Annotated in this window: 20 protein-coding genes; 8 read left to right on the top strand and 12 right to left on the bottom strand. The window is 65.4% G+C overall.

The genetic code is table 11. The features are described 5' to 3' along the window. Window positions 1-34: 34 nt before the first annotated feature. The 7 genes from ASE26_RS02605 to ASE26_RS02575 form a co-directional block, all read right to left on the bottom strand. Window positions 35-1,300 carry an IscS subfamily cysteine desulfurase gene (locus ASE26_RS02605; protein ID WP_055935508.1) on the bottom strand — a complete coding sequence of 422 codons (1,266 nt, stop codon included), beginning with the start codon at window positions 1,298-1,300 and terminating at the stop codon, window positions 35-37. Between the two features lie 19 nt (window positions 1,301-1,319). After that, window positions 1,320-1,802 carry a Fe-S cluster assembly transcriptional regulator IscR gene (iscR, locus tag ASE26_RS02600; RefSeq protein WP_028104363.1) on the bottom strand — a complete coding sequence of 161 codons (483 nt, stop codon included), beginning with the start codon at window positions 1,800-1,802 and terminating at the stop codon, window positions 1,320-1,322. Between the two features lie 145 nt (window positions 1,803-1,947). Then, window positions 1,948-2,709, bottom strand: a complete 762-nt coding sequence (locus ASE26_RS02595) for a uracil-DNA glycosylase (RefSeq protein WP_057245542.1) — start codon at window positions 2,707-2,709, stop codon at window positions 1,948-1,950. Between the two features lie 55 nt (window positions 2,710-2,764). Then, window positions 2,765-3,058 carry a cytochrome c gene (locus ASE26_RS02590; protein WP_373922099.1) on the bottom strand — a complete coding sequence of 98 codons (294 nt, stop codon included), beginning with the start codon at window positions 3,056-3,058 and terminating at the stop codon, window positions 2,765-2,767. Window positions 3,059-3,087: 29 nt separating this feature from the next. After that, window positions 3,088-4,302 (bottom strand): molybdopterin-dependent oxidoreductase, encoded by a 1,215-nt coding sequence (locus tag ASE26_RS02585; RefSeq protein ID WP_057245541.1) that lies wholly within the window; start codon window positions 4,300-4,302, stop codon window positions 3,088-3,090. Window positions 4,303-4,349: 47 nt separating this feature from the next. Next, entirely contained in the window at window positions 4,350-5,690 is a 1,341-nt protein-coding gene (locus tag ASE26_RS02580) for a hypothetical protein (protein WP_055935500.1), read from the bottom strand. Between the two features lie 33 nt (window positions 5,691-5,723). After that, the gene (locus ASE26_RS02575) at window positions 5,724-6,128 is read right to left on the bottom strand and encodes a hypothetical protein (protein ID WP_055935498.1); all 405 of its coding nucleotides are present in this window, start codon (window positions 6,126-6,128) and stop codon (window positions 5,724-5,726) included. A 127-nt stretch (window positions 6,129-6,255) separates the two neighbouring features. Between ASE26_RS02575 and ASE26_RS30415 the strand changes: the two genes are divergently transcribed. The 3 genes from ASE26_RS30415 (at window position 6,256) to ASE26_RS02565 (ending at window position 8,799) form a co-directional block, all read left to right on the top strand. Next, window positions 6,256-6,408 (top strand): hypothetical protein, encoded by a 153-nt coding sequence (locus ASE26_RS30415; protein WP_156398149.1) that lies wholly within the window; start codon window positions 6,256-6,258, stop codon window positions 6,406-6,408. A 99-nt stretch (window positions 6,409-6,507) separates the two neighbouring features. Next, the gene (locus tag ASE26_RS02570; RefSeq protein ID WP_229208104.1) at window positions 6,508-7,053 is read left to right on the top strand and encodes a sensor histidine kinase KdpD; all 546 of its coding nucleotides are present in this window, start codon (window positions 6,508-6,510) and stop codon (window positions 7,051-7,053) included. Between the two features lie 54 nt (window positions 7,054-7,107). Continuing rightward, window positions 7,108-8,799 carry a GGDEF domain-containing protein gene (locus tag ASE26_RS02565; RefSeq protein WP_229208103.1) on the top strand — a complete coding sequence of 564 codons (1,692 nt, stop codon included), beginning with the start codon at window positions 7,108-7,110 and terminating at the stop codon, window positions 8,797-8,799. Between the two features lie 28 nt (window positions 8,800-8,827). On the opposite strand, the gene maiA is transcribed toward ASE26_RS02565, so the two are convergent. From maiA to ASE26_RS02550, 3 genes are read right to left on the bottom strand one after another with little or no spacing between them, the layout of a single operon-like run. Next, window positions 8,828-9,472, bottom strand: coding sequence for a maleylacetoacetate isomerase (gene maiA / locus ASE26_RS02560; protein WP_055935494.1), 645 nt, complete (start codon window positions 9,470-9,472; stop codon window positions 8,828-8,830). Then, a complete protein-coding gene (locus ASE26_RS02555) occupies window positions 9,469-10,491 on the bottom strand; it encodes a fumarylacetoacetate hydrolase family protein (RefSeq protein WP_055935491.1) in 1,023 nt (340 codons plus the stop codon). Before ASE26_RS02555 ends, maiA begins: the two co-directional genes overlap by 4 nt. A gap of 22 nt (window positions 10,492-10,513) precedes the next feature. Continuing rightward, window positions 10,514-11,044: a VOC family protein gene (locus ASE26_RS02550; RefSeq protein ID WP_057245539.1), complete on the bottom strand. Its 531-nt coding sequence runs from the start codon at window positions 11,042-11,044 to the stop codon at window positions 10,514-10,516. Between the two features lie 87 nt (window positions 11,045-11,131). On the opposite strand from ASE26_RS02550, the gene ASE26_RS02545 reads away from it, so the two are divergent. Both ASE26_RS02545 and ASE26_RS02540 read left to right on the top strand, forming a co-directional pair. Continuing rightward, the gene (locus ASE26_RS02545; protein WP_055935487.1) at window positions 11,132-12,001 is read left to right on the top strand and encodes a LysR family transcriptional regulator; all 870 of its coding nucleotides are present in this window, start codon (window positions 11,132-11,134) and stop codon (window positions 11,999-12,001) included. 8 nt (window positions 12,002-12,009) lie between these two features. Further along, window positions 12,010-12,588 carry a gamma-glutamylcyclotransferase gene (locus ASE26_RS02540; RefSeq protein ID WP_057245538.1) on the top strand — a complete coding sequence of 193 codons (579 nt, stop codon included), beginning with the start codon at window positions 12,010-12,012 and terminating at the stop codon, window positions 12,586-12,588. Between the two features lie 160 nt (window positions 12,589-12,748). Here ASE26_RS02540 and ASE26_RS02535 read toward each other — a convergent pair whose 3' ends face one another. Beyond that, window positions 12,749-13,915 carry a PA0069 family radical SAM protein gene (locus ASE26_RS02535; RefSeq protein WP_057245537.1) on the bottom strand — a complete coding sequence of 389 codons (1,167 nt, stop codon included), beginning with the start codon at window positions 13,913-13,915 and terminating at the stop codon, window positions 12,749-12,751. A gap of 125 nt (window positions 13,916-14,040) precedes the next feature. Between ASE26_RS02535 and ASE26_RS02530 the strand changes: the two genes are divergently transcribed. The 3 genes from ASE26_RS02530 to ASE26_RS02520 are packed head-to-tail and all read left to right on the top strand — an operon-like array spanning window position 14,041 to window position 19,309. Continuing rightward, on the top strand, window positions 14,041-14,625 hold the full coding sequence (locus tag ASE26_RS02530; RefSeq protein WP_057245536.1) for a DUF2760 domain-containing protein: 585 nt from the start codon (window positions 14,041-14,043) through the stop codon (window positions 14,623-14,625). After that, window positions 14,622-16,469 carry an Hsp70 family protein gene (locus ASE26_RS02525; RefSeq protein WP_055935479.1) on the top strand — a complete coding sequence of 616 codons (1,848 nt, stop codon included), beginning with the start codon at window positions 14,622-14,624 and terminating at the stop codon, window positions 16,467-16,469. The genes ASE26_RS02530 and ASE26_RS02525 overlap by 4 nt, the downstream gene beginning before the upstream one ends. Next, window positions 16,466-19,309 carry an Hsp70 family protein gene (locus ASE26_RS02520; protein ID WP_057245535.1) on the top strand — a complete coding sequence of 948 codons (2,844 nt, stop codon included), beginning with the start codon at window positions 16,466-16,468 and terminating at the stop codon, window positions 19,307-19,309. Before ASE26_RS02525 ends, ASE26_RS02520 begins: the two co-directional genes overlap by 4 nt. Here the strand turns inward: ASE26_RS02520 and ASE26_RS02515 are convergent. Further along, window positions 19,302-19,928: a tRNA-uridine aminocarboxypropyltransferase gene (locus ASE26_RS02515; RefSeq protein ID WP_229207259.1), complete on the bottom strand. Its 627-nt coding sequence runs from the start codon at window positions 19,926-19,928 to the stop codon at window positions 19,302-19,304. The genes ASE26_RS02520 and ASE26_RS02515 overlap by 8 nt on opposite strands. Window positions 19,929-19,933: the final 5 nt, after the last annotated feature.

Raw genomic sequence — 19,933 nt, 5'->3', positions numbered from 1 at the left:
GATGCTCCTGTAATCTAAGAATTCTGCTCTGCGCTTAGTGCGCTGCCCACTGGATGGTGGAGAGGTCCACGCCATCCTTGTACATTTCCCACAGCGGGGACAGTTCGCGCAGCTTGCCCACTTTGCCTTTCAGCAGTTCGACCGCGAAGTCGACGTCTTTCTCAGTGGTGAAGCGGCCGATGGTGAAACGGATCGAGCTGTGCGCCAGTTCGTCGCTGCGGCCCAGGGCGCGCAGCACGTAGGACGGCTCCAGCGAAGCCGAGGTGCAGGCGGAACCGGACGATACGGCCAGGTCTTTCACGGCCATGATCAGGGATTCGCCTTCCACGAAGTTGAAGCTCACGTTCAGGTTGTGCGGCACGCGGTGGTCCATGTCGCCGTTGACGTAGGTTTCTTCGATTTCCTGCAGGCCCGCCGCCAGGCGGTCGCGCAGGGCGCGGATACGGGCGATTTCGGAATCCATTTCTTCCTTGGCCAGGCGGAACGCTTCGCCCATCGCCACGATCTGGTGGGTCGGCAGGGTGCCCGAGCGCAGCCCGCGCTCATGGCCGCCGCCGTGCATCTGCGCTTCGATACGCACGCGCGGCTTGCGGCAGACGTACAGGGCGCCCACGCCTTTCGGGCCGTAGGTCTTGTGCGCGGTAAAGGTCATCAGGTCGACCTTCAGCTCTTGCAGGTCGATCGCCACCTTGCCGGTCGCCTGCGCGGCGTCGCAATGGAAGATGATGCCCTTCTTGCGGCAGAAAGCGGCGATTTCCTTGATCGGCTGGATCACGCCGATTTCGTTGTTGACCATCATGACCGAGATCAGGATGGTATCCGGGCGCACCGCCGCTTCCAGCTGTTCGATGGTGATCAGGCCGTTGTCCTGGGTGTCCAGGTAGGTGGCGTCGAAGCCCTGGCGCTCCAGTTCACGCACGGTGTCCAGCACGGATTTGTGCTCGGTCTTGACCGTGATGATGTGCTTGCCCTTGGACTTGTAGAAGTTGGCCGCGCCTTTCAGGGCGAGGTTGTTCGATTCGGTGGCGCCGGAGGTCCAGATGATTTCGCGCGAGTCGGCATTGACCAGGGCGGCCACGTGGCCGCGCGCTTCTTCCACCGCTGCTTCCGCGGTCCAGCCGTACATATGGCTGCGGGATGCAGGGTTGCCGAATTGTTCGCGCAGGTAAGGGATCATCTTGTCCGCAACGCGTGGATCGATCGGCGTGGTCGCCGAGTAGTCCATGTAAATCGGGAAGTGCGGCGCGGTCTTGAATTCTACCGGTGCTACCTGGGCGACGTTCTTTTCGGGGGCGTTCATCTAAATTACTCCAATTCGGTTAACCGAGGGCTGCTTGGTTGCTGTTGCGGTGCACATGGACTGGCTGCTCTGCCGCGGCCTTGGCTTTTTGCTGGTCCACCAGGTCCTGCAGCGACACGGAATCCAGGTAGTCGACCATCTTTTCGTTCAGGGTGGCCCACAGTTCGTGGGTCATGCAGCGGGTGCCGTTCGCGTGGTCGGCGCCGTGGCAATTCTCCTTGCCGCCGCACTGGGTTGCATCGAGCGGTTCGTCAACAGCAATAATGATGTCGGCGACGGTCACCTTGTCTGCCTTGCGGGCCAGGCTGTAGCCGCCGCCAGGGCCACGGATCGATTCCACGATTTCGTGGCGGCGCAGCTTGCCGAACAATTGTTCGAGATAAGACAGGGATATCGACTGGCGCTGGCTGATTCCGGAAAGCGTTACCGGACCTTTGCCCTGGCGCATAGCCAGGTCAATCATCGCAGTCACTGCAAAACGGCCTTTGGTAGTCAGACGCATCACAACCTCGGTTCAACTCAGTTAAAATATCGCTCTGTTCTCGCACATCAAAACCTGATTACCTGAACGATTTAGTCAAGTATAACAGACTTGCGCAGACCTTGCCGGACACCATTAGCTGTCCGCGGGGCAATACGCGCCACAGTTACCGCTTCAGCAATCCCATCGGGCCGAACAGTGCCTGCATTTCCTTATTAGCAATAAACGACAGGTTGTACGGATGCTCCGCAACGATCTGCGGCAGCGCCTGCACGCTTGGCAGCTTGTTAAGCTGCTCGGCGATCTTGCCCCACAAGATCAGTTTTGGCTGTTTGGCAGCCAGCGCCTGCATCACCGTTGCGAAGAATGGCAGCCAGGCTTTGGCATCTTTCACTGGGGCAACATGCGGGCGGAATACCAGGGAGGCATTGAGCAACAGGAAACCGTGGCTGTGCAGGCGTTCCTGCATCTCGGCCAGGGTCTGGATGGCGGCACCGTCCTTGGCGCGGGTCGCGCAGGCGGCCAGCGCTTCGCCGGCGGTATTCGACTCGTCGAGCTGGCCGTCGGCGACCAGCAGCATTTTCATGAAATTGCGCAGCGAGGTGGCCTTGTTGACCGGCTTGGACAGGCCGCCGCCCTCCTGTTCCGACCACAGGCCTTTCACGGCGCCGTCCATGAAGCAGACGCCGGTGGCGCTTTCGGCGCGCGGGTATGGGCCTTCCCCTACCAGCACGTAGCGCACCTGGTCCAGCGGCTGCTGGAAGGCAGCGAACAGGCGCAATTCGGTCGGCAGGTAGCTGTCGGCCGCGAGTTCAGCCAGGTAGGCCGGGCTGGCCGCCGCTATCGCATCCAGGCCGCGCTCCAGGATCGGGCGCCACGACGGGTGGGCGCGCTCGAGCGCTTGCAGGATAGGGCTTGGAATCGTCATGGCGGCTGTCGGCGATGGGCAAAGGCGAGATTGTATCGCCGCCAGCCGCCACGGTCTATGGCTTGGGCTTTTCAGCGCCGTAGACTTTGGCCAGGTAATCCACCATGGCGGGGATGTCGTCGTCGGAGAATTGGGCGCCGAACGGTTTCTTCATCTTCTTTACCGTGGCTTCCCAGTAGCTGCGCGGCGAGGCAGGCGGCTGCATCTGGGCATACTGCGCCGAATGGCACAGCAGGCAATTGGCCAGCACCAGCTGGTAGCCGGGCAGCGTGCTTTGCCTGTAGGCCGCCGTTTCGTCCGGCAGCCTGATTTCGGCAGCGCTGGCTATGCCTGCGCACAGCAGGAGCATGATGGCGATAGTCTTCATCGGATTTCCCCTCAGGCCGCGATGACGCGGGTGGTTTCCACGACATTGCGCATGTAGCCGGCCGCGTTCCACAGCGCGCTTGAGGGCTGGCTTTGGCCAATGCGGTTCAGCGCGCGCACCATCAGCGCGTGCTCGCCCTTGCCCGGCTTGAACGCTGCGCTCCATTCGCGGAACGAATATTTGCCCAGGTCCTTGCCGAGCGCGGCAGCCTGCCAGCTCCTGCCGCCATCGGCCGAGAAGGCGACTTCGCTGATGCCGTAGCCGCCATCGAAGGCGATGCCCTTCACCAGCACCGGCTTGCCGGCCTTGAGCCGCGCCCCGTCCTGGTGGCTGGTGATGAAGGAGCGCACATTGAAGCGGTTGATCGGCACGGTCCCGGCAGGCGCGGTGCCGGGCGCCACGCAGGCGCAGGCATTGTCGGCGATGCGATAGGCGCTGGCGACCCAGAAACCGTCGAAGGGTTTATCAAGCACGTTGATGTCGGACAGGTGCTTGATCCAATAAGTACCGTAGTAGCCCGGCACCACCAGGCGCAGCGGATAGCCGTTCAGCATCGGCAAGTCCTCGCCATTCATTTGCCAGGCCAACATCACTTCCCCATCCAGCGCGTGGTCGATATTGAGCGACTTGATGAAATCGGGGCCGTCGCCGGCCGGCGGCGCATCCAGGCCGTTGAAGGAAACCTGCAGCGCGCCGGCCTTGACGCCGGCCCGCTCCAGCACTTTTTTCAGCGGCACGCCGCTCCAGCGCGCATTGCCCATGGCGCCGTGGGAAAGCTGGCCGCCGTTGGCGCGCGGCGCAAAGTGGCCGCGGCTGTTGCCCGAGCACTGGTTGACCGCCACGATCTCGACCGGGTCGGCAAGCTGCTTGAGCTCCGCCAGCGACAGTTCCAGCGGCGTGTTGACGTGGCCGCCGATTTTCAGGCGGTAGCTTTGCGGGTCGATCTCGGTAGGGATGGCGCTCCAGTGGTAGCGCACGAAAAAGGCATCGTTCGGCGTCAGCACGCCTTCGCCAAACACGCTGAACGGGGTTTCGAGCTGCGGCGGACGGCTGGTCTGCAAGATCAGCGGACGTTTCTGCGGAAACGCCACCAGTTCGCGCTCGCCGTTTTCGAAGGGCAGCATGACGCTGCGCGTCGCCGCCAGCGCCGGGCTGGCCAGTGCCGTCGCCACGCCCGCCATGCCTGCCTGCTTCAGGAATTCACGTCTTGGAATGCTGCCTTTCATGCCTGCCTCCCGGTGGGTGATTCGTTCCGAGATGCAAATTTAACATGCTATTCCGTGCGCAAATCGGAATTCTTCAGCCTGACGTTGGCGGCACGCAGCTTGCGATACAGGAGGGCCAGCGCGAGCAAGGCGGCAGCCGCCAGGCCAGCCGCTACCGACCAGGCCAGCCGCAGCTTCGACCGGTTGCGCAAGTCTTTGCTGTTTTCATCCTTGCGGCGCAGGAGTTCTTCATCTTCGCGCTCTTTTTTCTGGAGCTGGGTCTGGGCCGAGGTGGCGTCCAGCGCCTTGCGCCGGGCCCGCGCGTAGACCTGCAGCGCCAATTCCTTCAAGCCCACATACTCCAGCGCGCGGGCGTATTCGGAGAGCGCGTCCGCATCCATCATTTCGATGTTGACCGCCTCGATCGCTTCGCGCCCCAGGTCAAGCTGGCCCAGGTAGATCAGGGCGATGCCTTCGTTGAACTGCGAAATCTCCGCCATTTCGGTGTTGCCGGTGGCCAGCGCCGCCTGCTTGGACTCGCGGCTGAGCGACAAGGCTTCCCTGTAGTCCTGGCTTTTCAAGCTCATGTCGGCCAGCGTGACTTGCAGCTCGGGCACATCTTCGTCCATATGGTGCTTCTGCAGCCACGCCACCACATCGTTGAGGGCGTCGCGCGCACGCGCCACCTGGCCCGCGCTTTCGGCGATTTCCCACTCGGCGTAACGGGCCCGGATCATGGGGCCATCGAGCGGGATCAGCGCGGCTTTGGCCTTCAAGACGTCGATCGACCTGAGCGCCTCCTGGCTGCCGCCGGCCAGGCCATTGAGCGCATACGCCCGGGCACGCAGCGCCATGAACTGGGCGATGGGCTGCCCCGACTTGTCCGCCAGCGCCACCGCGCTGTCGATCAATTCGAGGCCCTTGCGGCCATTGCCGCGCCGGATTTCATCCTGGCCAACGGTCAGGATCACTTTGGCCTGCAGCGCAAAGTCGCTGGTCTGGTCGGCAAGCTGGCGCGCCATGTCCAGGCTCTTGCTGGCCGCCTCCCTGTCTTCGAGCGCGGAATACAGGTAGGAGCGGTCGAGCAAGCTGTTGGCGATGATCGTCTCGTCATCCAGTTGATGGCCGATGCGCTCTTCTTCGGCCACTGCCTGCAGCGACAGCGCGCGGTCGGAGCTGCGGGTGACTTTGCTCAGGATGGAGTAGTACGCCGCCTGGTCGCGCTGCGGCCACTGGCCGACCTGCGGTTTCAGTTTTTGCAATTCGGCCAGGGTGCCGTAGGTGGCGAGGTAGGAAAATTCCCGCAATTGCCCCAGGCGCAGCGACGCGTCCTGGCCCCGGGCGGGCAACTGGATCAGCGCGGCAGCCAGGAGAGGCATGCCCAGCATGCGCGGAATATTGCAAAACATACAGCTTTCGATTTGATAGGAAGTAAATATATTTTACTGCCCGGCAAACAGATCGTGGGAATTCAAGATCGCAAAAGCGATTTCCGGGTGCCGATCCAGGCATTTCCGTATCGCAGCCGGTACAGCTTGGCGCGTCTTGCGGCACAAACCGGGCCGCTCGCCCAACTCGATCTGGAAGCCGCGCACCGTCCGCACTTCGTTCGGGCCGGGGGCAATGCGCACCGAGACGCCGAGCTGCTCTTGCAGCCGCTGGCCAACGCGCATCAGCTCAGCATAGGTGGCAATGGCTTCAATGCGCTCGATCAGGCGCTTCTCTTCCTCCTTGGTCAGGCGCAGGATGCGCGTGTCCGCCTGCGGGTCCGCCAGCAGCGAATCGCGGTCGCAGTCGCAGGCGCCCGGCGGGCATTCCTTGCGGATGGGGAAAGGCGGCGTCGTCATCGTCCCAGTATCCGTTGCTTGCATCGTGCTGTCAAACGCGGCCGGGACGGCGTTTGACCAGGACGCCTGTGCGCGCCGTACAAGTTTCGTACAGTGCAGAATTGCTAAAACACAGTTAGAGAAACGCGTGACGATCAAACCGGAAAGCTTGCAATTCCTTGCTTCCCCTGGCGCGCTAGGCCAGCAGATTGCGGCCTTCGACTGGTCGTCCACGCCGCTCGGCCCGCTTGAAGCCTGGCCGCAAAGCGCCCTTCCACCGACACCACGGATACGCGCCTGAATGCGCGCCGCCTGGCCGCGCTCTCGACCCTGTCGGCCAGCGCCCTGCGCGAACAGGACCTGGCAGGCGAGGCCTGCGACCTGGCGCTGTGGCGAGCTGGTGGCGGGGCAATTGTCGGCCGCCGTGCAAAATGCCGGCGCCGCGGCGGAGCAGCGCCAGCGCGCCGAAGCACTGGCGGAACTGGACCGCGTCAAGACCGCCTTTTTCAGCAATGTGAGCCACGAATTCCGCACGCCGCTGACGCTGATGCCGGGCCCTATCGAAGAAGCGCTGAACGACGGTGCCAGCCGCCTGCCTGCCGCGCACCACGCGCGTTTGCAGCTGGCCCAGCGCAATGCCCTGCGCCTGCAAAAGCTGGTCAACACCCTGCTCGATTTTTCGCGCGTGCAGGCCGGCCGCGTGCACGCCGGCTATGCCCGGGTCGACCTGGCCGCCCTCACCCGCGACCTGGCCAGCGGTTTCCGCTCGGTGATCGAGAGCGCAGACATGCTGCCGCAGCTGTTCGACACATTTGGTGGCCTTGTCCGGCTACGGCCCACCGGCCGACCAGGCGCGTTCGCGCGCGGCCGGTTTCCCGGTCCATCTTATCAAGCCGATTACACCGGCCCAGCTCTACTCCGTGCTGCGCGACTAAATGCGCGATAACGTTGCAAAGCTGCCACGATAGTTGCTCCTAGGTAAATTAAATTGCACGCAACCGTGCTACACTCGTTTCCCCTATGCGCCCCCCTCTACCGACCAGCATTCCTGCGCCTGGCTGCCCTTGTATGGCTGGCCTGCGCCTGCAGCCATGCCCTGGCCGATGAGCGGCGCGTGCTGGTGCTGTATTCGCTCGGCGCCGATTCCTCCTCGGCCTGGCAAAGGCTGGTGCACAAGGGCCTGTACCAAGAACTGGAACGCAGCAACCAGGGTGGCACGCCGGCCATTTTCGAAGAGCGCTTCGACGCCAACCGCGTCGGCGAAGATAAATCGCAGGAGGGTATGGCGCCCTACCTCGCCACCAAGTACGCCGACGTCAAGTTCGACGCCATCGTGACGGAGAACTTCGTGGCGGCGCGCTTCCTGGCGAGCCATCCGGAACTGTTTGCCGGCGTGCCGCGCCATTACGTCAACCACGGGCGCGAGCGATGGCAGCCGCGCGATGGCCTGGCTTATGAGGTGACGTCCGATTTCGAGCGGGCCATCGGCGTGATTCCGCTGGTGGCGCCGGAAGTACGGCATATCGCCATCGTCGGCGACAAGACTGCGCGCTGCCGGCTCTGGCTCGACCGCATCCGCAGCATCACGCCGCGCTTCCCCAGGATCCGCTTTGAAATCTGGGACGATGGCGACGTCAATGAGCTGCGCCTGCGCGCCGCGCGGCTGGACCGCAGCAGCGCGATCTTCATGCTGGCAGCGCTGCGCGGCGAAGGCAGTGCGCGCATCCAGCCGCGCGAACTGGCGTTGCAGATTTCGGCAGCGAGCAAGGCGCCGCTGTTCACGCATTCCGAATCGCTGGTGATGCCGGGCGTGGTGGGCGGCTATGTGGTGAGCGGCGAGGCGGTGGGACGCATGATGGCGCGCCTGCTGCTTGGACAGCCGGCCATGACCAGCCAGGTGGAAGGCTACTATTTCGACTACCCGACGGCGCGCCGGGCCGGCTTGCGCAATATCCCGCCAGAGGCGGTGATACTGAATCGCCCGCACAATGTGTGGGAGCTGTACCGCTGGCAGATCCTCACGGCCGGCGCGCTGATTGTCCTGCAAGGCATGCTGATTACGGCGCTGGTGCTGTCGCTGCGCTCGCGGCGGCGGGCGATGTCCGAGCTGGCGTGCGAGCGCAGCAGCCTGGAGGACCGCATCCTGCAGCGCACGCTGGAACTGCTGCAGGCCAATCGCAAGCTGGAGGCGCTGGCCACGACCGATCCGCTGACCGGCATCGCCAACCGGCGCAAGATGACCGAGCAGATCGCGCAGGAGCTGGAGCGCGCGCGGCGCTTCCACCACCCGCTGGCGCTGTTGATGGTCGATATCGACCACTTCAAGCGCATCAACGATAGCTACGGCCACGAAGTGGGCGACCAGGCGATCATCCAGACCGCGACCTTGCTGACGGCCAGCCTGCGGGCGGTGGATATGGTGGCGCGCTTCGGCGGCGAGGAATTCGTATTGCTGATGCCGGAAACGCATATCGCCGTTGCCACGCATGCGGCGGAACGCCTGCGCGAACAGGCCGCCGGCCTGCGCCTGTGCACCGAGTCGGGGGTGGAGGTGCAGCTGACCATCAGTATCGGCGTAGCGGCGGCCGATCCGCATGGCGCGCCCGATACGCCTTCCTCGCTGCTGGTGCGCTCCGACAAGGCGCTGTACCGGGCCAAGAAGGAAGGGCGCAACCGCGTCGTGCAGTTCTGAGTTCTGAGTTCTGAGCTGCGAGTTCTGATTACTCGGCGTCCGGCTGGGCGGACGGATGCGCGGCCTTGAACGCCGGCAGGCCGGCGCAATTGGCGGCAATGCGCGCCACGCTGGGGTATGGCGCCAGGTCGATATCAAAGCGCTGCGCGTTGTACACCTGCGGCACCAGGCAGCAGTCGGCGATGGTCGGCGTATCGCCGTAGCAGAATCGCCCCATGTCGCCGTCGCGCTCCAGGTGGGCTTCCAGCGCTTTCATGCCCTCGCCCATCCAGTGGTAGTACCAATCCATCTTCTGTTCTTCGCCCAGGCCCATCGGGCCCTTGAGGTGCTTGAGCACGCGCAGGTTCATCAGCGGATGGGTGTCGCAAGCCACGGTCTGCGCCAGGGCGCGCACGCGGGCGCGGCCCACGGCATCTTGCGGCAGCAGCGGCACCATCGGGTGCACCTCTTCCAGGTACTCCATGATGGCCAGCGATTGCGTCACCACGATGCCGTTGTCTTCCAGCGCCGGCACCAGGCCGGCCGGGTTCACCTCCCGGTAAGCCGGCGCGAGCTGCTCGCCGCCGTCGCGCAGCAAATGCACCGGCACTGCTTCATACGCCAGGCCTTTCAGGTTCAGCGCGATGCGCACGCGGTAGGCGGCCGAGCTGCGGAAGTAGGTGTAGAGCTTCATTCACGTTCCCCGTAATTGCGCACGGTCTGGTCGATGGCGCCGAAGATGGTCTTGCCCTGCGCATCATGCATCTCGATGCGCACGGTATCGCCAAATTGCAGGAAGCCGGTTTGCGCCTTGCCGCTTTCGATGGTCTCGTACATGCGCACTTCGGCCAGGCAGCAATAGCCCACGCCGCCGTTGGCGATGCTCGAGCCGTGCAGGTTGCCCTGCTTGTTCGATACGGTACCGGAGCCGATGATGGTGCCGGCGCACAGTTCGCGCGTCCTGGCGGCGTGCGCCACCAGCTGGGCGAAGTTGAATGTCATGTCCTCGCCGGCGTTCGGCTTGCCGAAGGGCTGGCGGTTGATCTGCACCAGCAGCGGCAGGTGCAGCTTGTTGTCCTGCCAGGACTTGCCCAGTTCTTCCGGCGTAACCGCTACCGGCGAGAACGCGCTGGCCGGCTTGGAGTTGAAGAAGCCGAAGCCCTTGGCCAGTTCGTTTGGAATCAGGTTGCGCAGCGAGACGTCGTTGACCAGCATGACCAGGCGAATGGCCTTGGCCGCCTCTTCATCGCCGGCGCCCATCTTCACGTCGCCGGTGATCACCGCCACTTCCGCTTCCAGGTCGATGCCCCAGGCTTCGTCCAGCGCAAACACCGGGTCGCGCGGACCGACGAAGCTGTCGGAGCCGCCCTGGTACATCAGCGGATCGCTGTAGAACGACGCCGGCACTTCGGCATTGCGCGCCTTGCGCACCAGTTCCACGTGGTTGATGTAGGCGGAACCGTCGGCCCACTGGTAGGCGCGCGGCAGCGGCGAGTGGCACAGGCTTTCGTCGAAAGGCTGGGCACCGGAGGCGCTGCCCTGGTTCAGCAAGGCGTAGATCTGCTTGAGCTGCGGCGCGGCGACGTCCCAGTTGTCCAGCGCATCCTGCATGGTGGCGGCGATGTTCGGTACCGGCTGGCAGAATTTCAGGTCGCGGCTGACGACCACCAGGCGGCCGTCGCGGCTGCCGTCTTTCAGGGAGGCGAGTTTCATGTATTTCCTTCGCTTTTAATCTTTATTCTTGTGGCGCGTGCATCCAGGCTGCGTGCTTGGGCGCCTTTTTCGTTTTAGACCATTCTTCCAGCATTTCCCATTTCACTTCGTCCAGCTTCCGCATCATTTCAGGAGTGCCGGTGTTGGCCGCCAGTTCCAGGCGGTGGCCGTTCGGGTCGAAGAAGTAGATCGACTTGAAGATGGTGTGATTGACAGGGCCCAGCACTTCAACGCCGCCGGCAACCAGGCGCTCCTTGGCGGCCAGCAGCTCGTCCATCGAAGCCACTTCCAGCGCCAGATGCTGCACCCAGGCCGGGGTATTTTCGTCGCGGCCCATGTCCTTCTGGGTCGGCAGCTCGAAAAAGGCCAGGATGTTGCCCTGGCCGGCATCCAGGAACACGTGCATGTACGGGTCGGGGGCCTTGGTCGACGGCACTTCATCCTCCGCAATGGCCAGCACGAAATTCATGTTCAGGTGCTTGACGTACCACTCGACGGTTTCCTTGGCGTCCTTGCAGCGGTAGGCAACGTGGTGGATTTGCTTGATTTTCATGGCAGGGCTCCTTTGTATCCCGCCATTAAACGCTTGTTTCAGCTATCATACAAACGATATTTTCACGTCAATTTATTAGTTTTCCTGATGAGTCCAACCGTTCGCCAGATGCGCGCCCTGGTCGCTGTCGCCCGCACCGGCAGCTTCACGGCGGCCGCCGACCTGCTGCATGTCACCCAGTCCGCCCTGTCGGGGCAGATCAAGGAGCTGGAACAGCTGCTGGGCGTGAAAGTGGTTGAGCGCAATACGCGGCGCGTGCAGTTGTCGGAGGTGGGACGCGAGCTGTATCCGCTGTTCGACAAGATGCTGCAGGACCTCGATGGCGCGATGGCCGACATCGCCAGCCGCAAGGCTCTGAAGAAAGGCATCGTGCGCGTTGCTGCGCCGCAGATGATGGCTTGCACCCTGCTGCCGCAGGTGATCGGCGCTTTCCGTTCGAGCTATCCGGACGTGCAGGTGCAGCTGGTCGACTGCCCGGTCGACAATGTGGCGTCCCGCGTGGTGAGCGGCGAGGTGGATGTCGGCATCGGGCCGGAGCGCGACCTGACGGCCGAAGTGGATGCAGCCTTGCTGTTCGAAATGCCGTTCGTGGTGGTGTTCCCGCCGGCGCATCCGCTGGCTGCCCGGCGCACGGTGGCCTGGGCGGAGGTCAACCAGCATCCCTTCATTGCCCTGCAGGGCCAATTCACGCAACGGCTGCTGCGCGACATGACCACGCTGGCGCCCTACAACGAGGTGACCTTCATGACCACCGCGCTGGCCATGGTGGCGGAAGGTCTCGGCATCACCGCCTGCCTGCCCTATGCGGAACCGATGGTACGCCGCTATGGGCTGGAGATGCGCCCCCTGGTGGAACCGGAACTCAAACGCAAGTTCTTCATCTACACCAAGAACTCCCGCACGCCTTCGCCCGCGGCGGAACGCTTCATCAGCGTGCTTGGCGAGTATTCCCTATAATTCGCCGTATGTCGCACAATACGATTGAAGCCAACCAGGCAATGGACAAGTTCGACGGCCGCCATGAGGTGTGGCTGTTCGGTTATGGCTCGCTGATTTACAAGGCGGACTTCCCCTTCATCGAACGCCGGCCGGCGCACATCTTCGGCTGGTCGCGGCGCTTCTGGCAGGGCTCGCATGACCATCGCGGAACGCCCGATGCGCCGGGCCGCGTTGCCACGCTGGTTCCGTCCGAAGGCGCCGTGTGCCACGGCATGGCCTACCTCGTCACGCCGGAAGAATTCGCGCACCTCGACCATCGCGAGAAAAACGGTTACCTGCGGGTGGCGATCGACATTCACTTCGAGGCCGGCAGCGTGGAAGAAGGCCTGATCTATATAGCTGCCGCCGACAACGCCGCCTGGCTGGGCGAGGCGACGGTTGAAGAAATCGCCCGCCATATCGCGTCCGCCTCCGGTCCAAGCGGCCCCAACATCGAATACCTGCTGCGCCTGGCCGCCGCCCTGCGCGCAATGGGCCACCATGATGAGCACGTGCACGCGATAGAAAGCCACCTCGCGCTGCTGTCCTCTGCGCGCCCTCGGTAACTACTACTGAAAGCTACTGAAATTTTTCCCATTAGAGCGCTACCAAGGCCGAAAAGCTCAAATTTCAGTAGTTTCAGTAGTTCTTTCAGTAGCTTTCAGTAGTAGTCCGCGACAGCTGCGCACAGGCCACCCTGTGCGGGTGCCGAAACGCGAACTCGACTTAGAACAGGTCCATCTGACCAGCTTTGGCTGCGGCACGGGCGCGGGCGCCGGAGGCAGGGATGTAGTCGGGGCGCTTGAACTGGGTGCAATCGAGGGAGCGGAATTTGCTGTGGCGGCCGTGGAAGCCGAAGCGGGTGATGCCTTTTTCGATGCGCTGTTGGATCAGGTCAGCCCACACCCCTTCCCCGCGCATGCGTGAGCCGAAATCGGCTTGGTAGTCTTTGCCGCCGCGCATGTCGCGGACGCGGTTCATCACGCGCTCGGCGCGGTCGGGGAAATGCGCTTCCAGCCATTCCTTGAACAGCGGGCTGACTTCCCACGGCAGGCGCAGCACGACGTAGGTTGCCATCACGGCGCCGGCATCGCGCGCGGCGGACATGATTTTTTCGATATCGGGCTCGGTGACGAAGGGGATGATCGGCGCGATGCTGACGCCGACCGGAATGCCGGCCCTGGCCAGCGATTCAATCGTGCGAAGGCGGCGCGCTGGGGCAGCGGCGCGCGGCTCCAGGGTGCGCGAGATCTTGCTGTCGAGCGTAGTAATCGTGATCGATGCGGCGGCCAGGTTACGCTCAGCCATTGGCGCGAGGATATCGATGTCGCGCTCGATCAGCGAGGATTTGGTAATCAGGCCAACCGGATGATTGCACTCGGCCAGCACTTGCAGCACGCGCCGCGTGAGCTGGTATTCGCGCTCGCACGGCTGGTAGGCATCGGTATTCACGCCCAGCGCGAGCGACTCCACTTCGTAGCCCGGCTTGGACAACTCCGCGCGCAGCAATTCCGGCGCATTCACCTTGGCAAACAGCTTGGTCTCGAAATCCAGGCCCGGCGACAGGCCGAGGTAACTGTGCGACGGGCGGGCAAAACAATAGATGCAGCCATGCTCGCAGCCGCGATAAGGGTTCAGCGAAACACTGAACGGAATATCGGGCGACTGGTTGCGCGTGAGGATGGTCTTGGCCGTTTCGGCAGTGACGATGGTGCGCGGCGGACGCAATTCGGCCTCGGCATCGTCCGGATCCGGCGCCCAGCCGTCATCGAACGCTTCGCGCTCTTGCAGCTCGTACCTGCCTTGCATGTTTGATACCGCGCCGCGCCCTTTTTTCGCCTTCAGCGATTGCGGCGGCAGTATCACCTGCCCTTCCAGTTCATGGTCCTGCATGGCGCGCCCCTATACATTACTGTATGTTTGTACAGTATTCTAAACTGCCCGTGCCGCGGCTGCAAGCCAAGCTGGTATCATGCGCACTCCTCCGGGATATCCCCCGACATTCAAAGAGCAATAACATGAGCAAATCGAACAATCTGCCCTCCTTTGGGAGCAGGATTTCCCTCGCCTTTGGCGCCTTTTTCAAAACGCTGGGCGATGCCCAATTCGCCGCACGCGTGCGTGACGACGGCATTGGCCCTGCCGCGCAACCGGCCCCCGTCCCGGCCCCCGTCCCGGCCCCAGCCGCAGCCCCGGCACCGGCCGCCGCGCTCCTGCGCGAAGCCACCCCCGATGCAGCACTGCAGCTCCTGTCGCTGTTCCAGCGCGAAGCACGCCTGATCGACTTCACGCAAGAAGACCTGTCCGGCTATTCGGACGCCGACATTGGCGCTGCTGCGCGCCTGGTGCATGAAGGCTGCGGCAAGGTGCTGCGCGAGCACTTCAGCATCGACGCCGTCCGCAGCGAAGCGGAAGGCAGCCGCGTAACGCTGCCGGAAGGCTTCGACGCCTCCTCCGTGCGCCTGACCGGCAACGTGGTCGGCAAGGCGCCGTTTACCGGCACCCTGAGCCACCGCGGCTGGCGCGCTTCCAGCGTGCGCCTGCCTAAACTGGCGGAAGCGCATGACGCCAACGTGTTGGCACCGGCCGAGGTGGAACTGTGAGCGAGCCGCGTTTTGCCATCGGCATCGACCTTGGCACCACCCACAGCGCGCTGTCCTACGTAGAACTGGCCGGCAGCGATGGCGAAAAAACCCGGCACGGCGTGCTGGGCGTGCCCCAGCTCACCGCGCCCGGCACGGTGGAAGAACTGCCGCTGCTGCCAAGCTTCCTCTACCTGCCGCACCCGGACGAACTGGCTGCCGGGGAACTGGCCCTGCCTTGGGCCACTGCCGATGGACAGGCCGCGGTGACGGGCGAAATGGCGCGCAGCCGCGGCGCCACCACGCCGATCCGCCTGGTATCGAGCGCCAAGAGCTGGCTGTGCCACCCTGGGGTGGACCGCCGCGCCGCCATCCTGCCGCATGACGCGCCGGAAGAGGTGTCGCGCGTGTCGCCGCTGGAAGCATCGACGCGCTACCTGAAGCACCTGCGCGCAGCATGGGACAACGCCCATCCGGACGCACCTTTCACGCAGCAGGCAGTCACGGTCACGATCCCGGCATCGTTCGATCCTGCCGCACGCGAACTCACCGCCGAAGCGGCGCGTGCAGCCGGCTACGACAACGTGACGCTGCTGGAGGAACCACAAGCGGCCCTGTACAGCTGGATCCAGAACAGCGATGGCCGCTGGCGCAAGGACGTCAAGCCGGGCGACATTATCCTGGTAGTGGACGTGGGCGGCGGCACCAGCGACTTTTCGCTGATCGCCATCCTCGAGCGCGACGGCAAGCTGGAGCCGCACCGCGTGGCCGTGGGCGACCATATCCTGCTGGGCGGCGACAATATGGACCTGGCGCTGGCGCACCTGGTGGCGCGCAAGCTGGCCGCCAACGGCAGCCAGCTCGACGCCTGGCAAATGCGCGCGCTCACTTACGGCTGCCGCGCGGCCAAGGAAAACCTGCTGGCCAATGCCCAGGCGGAAACCTGGCCGATCGTGGTGCCAAGCCGCGGTTCGAAGCTGATCGGCGGCTCGATCCGCACCGAGCTGACGCGCGCCGAAGTCACAACCTTCATCACCGATGGCTTCTTCCCGAAAGTGGAAGCGGCCGCGCGCCCGGCCGTGCGCGCGCGCGCCGGCCTGACCCAGCTTGGCCTGCCTTACGCGCAGGATGCGGCAATCACCAGGCACCTGGCAGCGTTCCTGGCGCGCCAGGCTGGCGCTACGGCGCAACTGGAGGGCTTTGCCGTCAACCCGGCGCATACCTTCCTGCACCCGAGCGCGGTGCTGTTCAACGGCGGCGTATTCAAGTCCGAACTGCTGGCCAAGCGCGTGATGGAAACCATCAACGACTGGCTGTACATGGAAGGGGCGCAACCGGCACGCATGCTCGGCGGCGCCGACCTGGACCTGGCAGTGGCACGCGGCGCGGCTTATTACAGCTATGTGCGGCGCGGCGCCGGCGTGCGTATTCGCGGCGGCACGGCCCGCTCCTACTACGTTGCGGTGGAATCGTCGATGCCCGCCATCCCTGGCATGGAGCCGCCGATCCAGGCGCTGTGCGTGGCGCCGTTCGGCATGGAAGAAGGCAGCGAGCTGGAATTGCCAGGCCAGGAGTTCGGCCTGGTGGTGGGCGAGCCGGTGCACTTCCGCTTCTTCGGTTCTTCCGTGCGCCGCCAAGACCAGATCGGCGCCGTGCTCGATTTCTGGGCGCCGGAGGAACTGGTCGAGCTCAACGAAATCCAGGCTACGCTGTCGCCGGAAGGCCGTTCCGTTGGCGAAGCGGTGCAGGTGCGCCTGCATGCCTGCGCCAGCGAATCCGGCACGCTGGAACTGCAGGCAGTGGCGCAGGACGGTCAGCGCTGGAAGGTCGAATTCGACGTGCGCGGCGGTGGCGAGGGCCAATGACGCAGTACCTGGTCAGCATCGACCTGGGCACCACCAATTCGGTGCTCGCTTTTGCCGCGCCGGGCGGCGACGTGCAGCTGTTCGAAGTGGAGCAGCTCACCGCGCCCGGCGAAATTGGCGGCGCCGTGCTGCTGCCCTCGTCCCGCTACCACCCTGGCGCCGGCGAGTTTGCCGATGGCGAGCTGCAGCTGCCCTGGCCGGAACCGGCGGTCGCGGATGCGCCGCCTGGCGCGGTCATTGGCCGCCTGGCCCGCAAGCTGGGCGGGCAGGTGCCGGGCCGCCTGGTGGCCAGCGCCAAGAGCTGGCTGTCGCACGCCGGCGTCGACCGCATGGCGCCGATCCTGCCGTGGGGCGCTGCGCAAGACGTGGCGCGCGTGTCGCCGGTTGCCGCCAGCGCGAGCTATCTTGCGCATTTGCGCGCGGCCTGGGATGCGCGCTTTCCCGGCGCGCCGCTGGAGCAGCAGCAAGTGGTACTGACCATTCCCGCCTCCTTCGACGAGGGCGCGCGGGCGCTCACGCTGGAAGCTGCGCGCATGGCCCGCCTGCCGGCTTTGCGCCTGCTGGAAGAGCCGCAAGCGGCCTTGTATGACTGGCTGTACCGCCACCGCGCTTCGCTGGCGCAGGAACTGGCCGAAGCGCGGCTGGTGCTGGTGGCCGACGTCGGCGGCGGCACCACCGACTTCACGCTGGTCAAGGTGGAGATGGCCGGCGGCGGGCCGCAGCTGACGCGCATCGGCGTCGGCAACCACCTGATCCTCGGCGGCGACAATATGGACCTGGCGCTGGCGCACCTGGTCGAACAGCGCCTCTGCGCCGACAGCGGCAGCAGCGCAGGCACGGCCGCGCCGCAGCGCTTGTCGGCGGGCCGCCTCGCCCAGCTTACCGAACGCTGCCGCGCGGCCAAGGAAGCCCTGCTGGCGGCCGACGCGCCCGAGCAGGTCAGCGTGACCTTGCTTGGCTCCGGCTCGAAACTGATCGGCGCCAGCCGCTCCGTCGCGCTGCGACGGGAAGACGCGGAGCGCATCGTGCTGGACGGCTTCTTTCCGCGCAACGAAGCGCAGCAGCCGGCGCAGGCCAGGCGCGGCGGCATCGTCGAATTCGGCCTGCCCTACGCCGGCGATCCGGCCGTCACGCGCCACCTGGCCGGCTTCCTGCGCCAGCACGCAGCTGCTGCGCGCGAGGCATTGGGGCTGCCGGACGACGGCAAGCTGCCCGTTCCCGATACGCTGCTGCTGAACGGCGGCGTGTTCCGCGCAGCCAGGCTGGCCGAGCGGCTGAGCAGCACGCTGGCGGCATGGCGCGGCCAGCCAGTACGCGTGCTGCGCAACGAAGACCCGGATGTCGCCGTGGCACGCGGCGGCGTAGCTTACGCGCTGGGCCGGCAAGGCCTGGCGCCCACCATCGCCGGCGGCTCACCGCGCAGTTACTGGCTGCTGCTCGATAATGCACGCGCTGCGGGCGTCACGCGCCGCGCTGTTTGCCTGCTGCCGCGCGGCAGCGCAAGCGGCAGCGAAGTACGCCTGGATGCGCGCAGCTTCGCCTTGCGGCTGGGGCGCCCGGTGCGCTTCCACATCGCCACTACCCTGGCCGACGCCGTGCCGCCGCAGGCGGGCGCCGTGGCCGACCTGGCCCCCGACGAGCTGGCCGCGCTGCCGGCCATCGCCACCGTCCTGCGCGACAGCCGGGATGCCGGCGCACGCAAGGAAATCACGGTGCAGCTGGCGGCCTCGCTGACCGAAGTGGGCACGCTGGAAGTGCATTGCGAAGGCAACGGCCAACGCTGGCAGCTCGAATTCCAGCTGCGCGAACATGGCGCGGACGATGCCGGCGGCGAAGGCGCGGATGGCGCAGATGGCCTGGATGGCGCCGCCGCGGCCGCGCTGCCGGCAGGCCTGAGCGAGGCGCTGGAGAAAGTCGAGCGCATCTTCGGCAGCCGCGCGCTGCAAGTCGATGCCCGGGAAGTGCGGCAGCTGCGCGGCCAGCTCGAACACCTGCTTGGCAGCCGCGAACGCTGGGCGACGCCCGTGCTGCGCCGCTTGTTCGACGCCTTGCTGGAACGCGCCAAAGGACGCCGCCGCTCGGCAGAACACGAGCGCGCCTGGATGAACCTGGCCGGCTACTGCCTGCGCCCGGGCTACGGCCACCCGCTGGACGAGTGGCGCATCGAACAGCTCTGGGCAATTTTCGAAGCCGGGGTGCAGTACCACCGGGACAACCAGGTTTGCGCCGAGTGGTGGACGCTGTGGCGCCGCGTCTGCGGCGGCCTGCCGCCGGCAGCGCAATTGCGCCTGCTGGACGACTTCGCCTTCAACCTGCAGGCCGATGCCGCCGAACGCGGGCGCCGTCCCGCTACCCTGGTCAACGGCAGCGAAGAGGACATGCTGCGCCTGGGCGCTTCGCTGGAGCGCATCCCGTCGGCCTACAAGGCCGAAATCGGCAACTGGATGGTGGGCGAACTGCCGAAAGCAAAGAACCTTGCCAGCCAAACCCGCTATCTGTGGGCGCTGGGCCGGGTCGGCGCCCGGCGCCCGTTCCACGGCAGCGCGCACGATGCCGCGCCGCGCGAAACGGTGGAGCAATGGCTGCAGGCCGTGATGCAGCTGGACTGGCGCAAGGTGGAACCGGCAGGCTTCGCGGCGGCGCACCTGGCGCGCATGACGGGCGACCGTTCGCGCGATATCAATCACGCCTTGCGTGCCGAGGTGGTGCAGCGGCTGCTGGCGGCGGGCGCCCCGCCCGGCTGGCCGGCCATGGTGCGCGAAGTGCTCCAGCTGGACCAGGCCAGCGAGCAGCGCATGCTGGGCGAAGCGCTGCCGCCAGGCCTGAAGCTTCTCAGCTAGCGCTGGCGCCGCGCGCGGCCTGCGCCTGCTGCTGCGCGACGAAGCCGTCGAAAGCGGCGATGACGCGCTGGTAGCGCTGCGCGTCGCCCTCCAGCTGCGCCAGCGCGTAGCAGGTCGCCTCCAGCGTCGACAGCTGGTCCGGCGCATGCGCCTTGCGGATCAGGTAATGCGACGGCGGCGTGGCGCGCAGCGGCAGGCGCGGCAAGGCCTGCAGGGCCGGGTTCAGGTACAGCATCTTGCGGCTCTTGCGCCAGGTGGCGTCCAGCACCAGCAGCTGGATGCGGGCCGGCGCCAAGGCCGCGCTGAACGGCGGCGGCGCGGCGATGCCGAGCGAGCGTTCGTCCGGCGTGTCAGGGTACAGCAGTACCGGCTGGCGGCCACCGGCGCCCAGCATGGCGCATAGCGCCGCCTCATCATACTGTTCGCCCACTTCGATCCGGCTGCCTGGCAGGCAAAGGTGCAGCAGGCGCGCGCTGCCCTTGGCGTTGTCCACTTCCATCGGGTGCTGCAGGATCAGGACTTCGACCGTGCTCGCCACCGGCGCCGCCCAATGGCAGATGCAGGTGGCGGCGGGGCGCAGGCAGGTGGCGCATTGGGGTCGCCGCGGCATGGTGTTCATGCCGC

Source organism: Duganella sp. Root198D2 (genome assembly GCF_001428585.1).
In the GTDB taxonomy this organism is placed as follows: domain Bacteria; phylum Pseudomonadota; class Gammaproteobacteria; order Burkholderiales; family Burkholderiaceae_D; genus Rugamonas.
This window is presented reverse-complemented; position numbering and strand designations above follow the sequence as displayed.

What these genes read in the sequence shown, in the direction of transcription:
- ASE26_RS02605 (WP_055935508.1), bottom strand. Translation starts at nt 1,300, where the DNA reads ATGAACGCCCCCGAAAAGAACGTCGCCCAGGTAGCACCGGTAGAATTC.
- iscR (WP_028104363.1), bottom strand. Translation starts at nt 1,802, where the DNA reads ATGCGTCTGACTACCAAAGGCCGTTTTGCAGTGACTGCGATGATTGAC.
- ASE26_RS02595 (WP_057245542.1), bottom strand. Translation starts at nt 2,709, where the DNA reads ATGACGATTCCAAGCCCTATCCTGCAAGCGCTCGAGCGCGCCCACCCG.
- ASE26_RS02590 (WP_373922099.1), bottom strand. Translation starts at nt 3,058, where the DNA reads ATGCTCCTGCTGTGCGCAGGCATAGCCAGCGCTGCCGAAATCAGGCTG.
- ASE26_RS02585 (WP_057245541.1), bottom strand. Translation starts at nt 4,302, where the DNA reads ATGAAAGGCAGCATTCCAAGACGTGAATTCCTGAAGCAGGCAGGCATG.
- ASE26_RS02580 (WP_055935500.1), bottom strand. Translation starts at nt 5,690, where the DNA reads ATGTTTTGCAATATTCCGCGCATGCTGGGCATGCCTCTCCTGGCTGCC.
- ASE26_RS02575 (WP_055935498.1), bottom strand. Translation starts at nt 6,128, where the DNA reads ATGACGACGCCGCCTTTCCCCATCCGCAAGGAATGCCCGCCGGGCGCC.
- maiA (WP_055935494.1), bottom strand. Translation starts at nt 9,472, where the DNA reads ATGAAGCTCTACACCTACTTCCGCAGCTCGGCCGCCTACCGCGTGCGC.
- ASE26_RS02555 (WP_055935491.1), bottom strand. Translation starts at nt 10,491, where the DNA reads ATGAAACTCGCCTCCCTGAAAGACGGCAGCCGCGACGGCCGCCTGGTG.
- ASE26_RS02550 (WP_057245539.1), bottom strand. Translation starts at nt 11,044, where the DNA reads ATGAAAATCAAGCAAATCCACCACGTTGCCTACCGCTGCAAGGACGCC.
- ASE26_RS02545 (WP_055935487.1), top strand. Translation starts at nt 11,132, where the DNA reads ATGAGTCCAACCGTTCGCCAGATGCGCGCCCTGGTCGCTGTCGCCCGC.
- ASE26_RS02540 (WP_057245538.1), top strand. Translation starts at nt 12,010, where the DNA reads ATGTCGCACAATACGATTGAAGCCAACCAGGCAATGGACAAGTTCGAC.
- ASE26_RS02535 (WP_057245537.1), bottom strand. Translation starts at nt 13,915, where the DNA reads ATGCAGGACCATGAACTGGAAGGGCAGGTGATACTGCCGCCGCAATCG.
- ASE26_RS02530 (WP_057245536.1), top strand. Translation starts at nt 14,041, where the DNA reads ATGAGCAAATCGAACAATCTGCCCTCCTTTGGGAGCAGGATTTCCCTC.
- ASE26_RS02520 (WP_057245535.1), top strand. Translation starts at nt 16,466, where the DNA reads ATGACGCAGTACCTGGTCAGCATCGACCTGGGCACCACCAATTCGGTG.
- ASE26_RS02515 (WP_229207259.1), bottom strand. Translation starts at nt 19,928, where the DNA reads ATGAACACCATGCCGCGGCGACCCCAATGCGCCACCTGCCTGCGCCCC.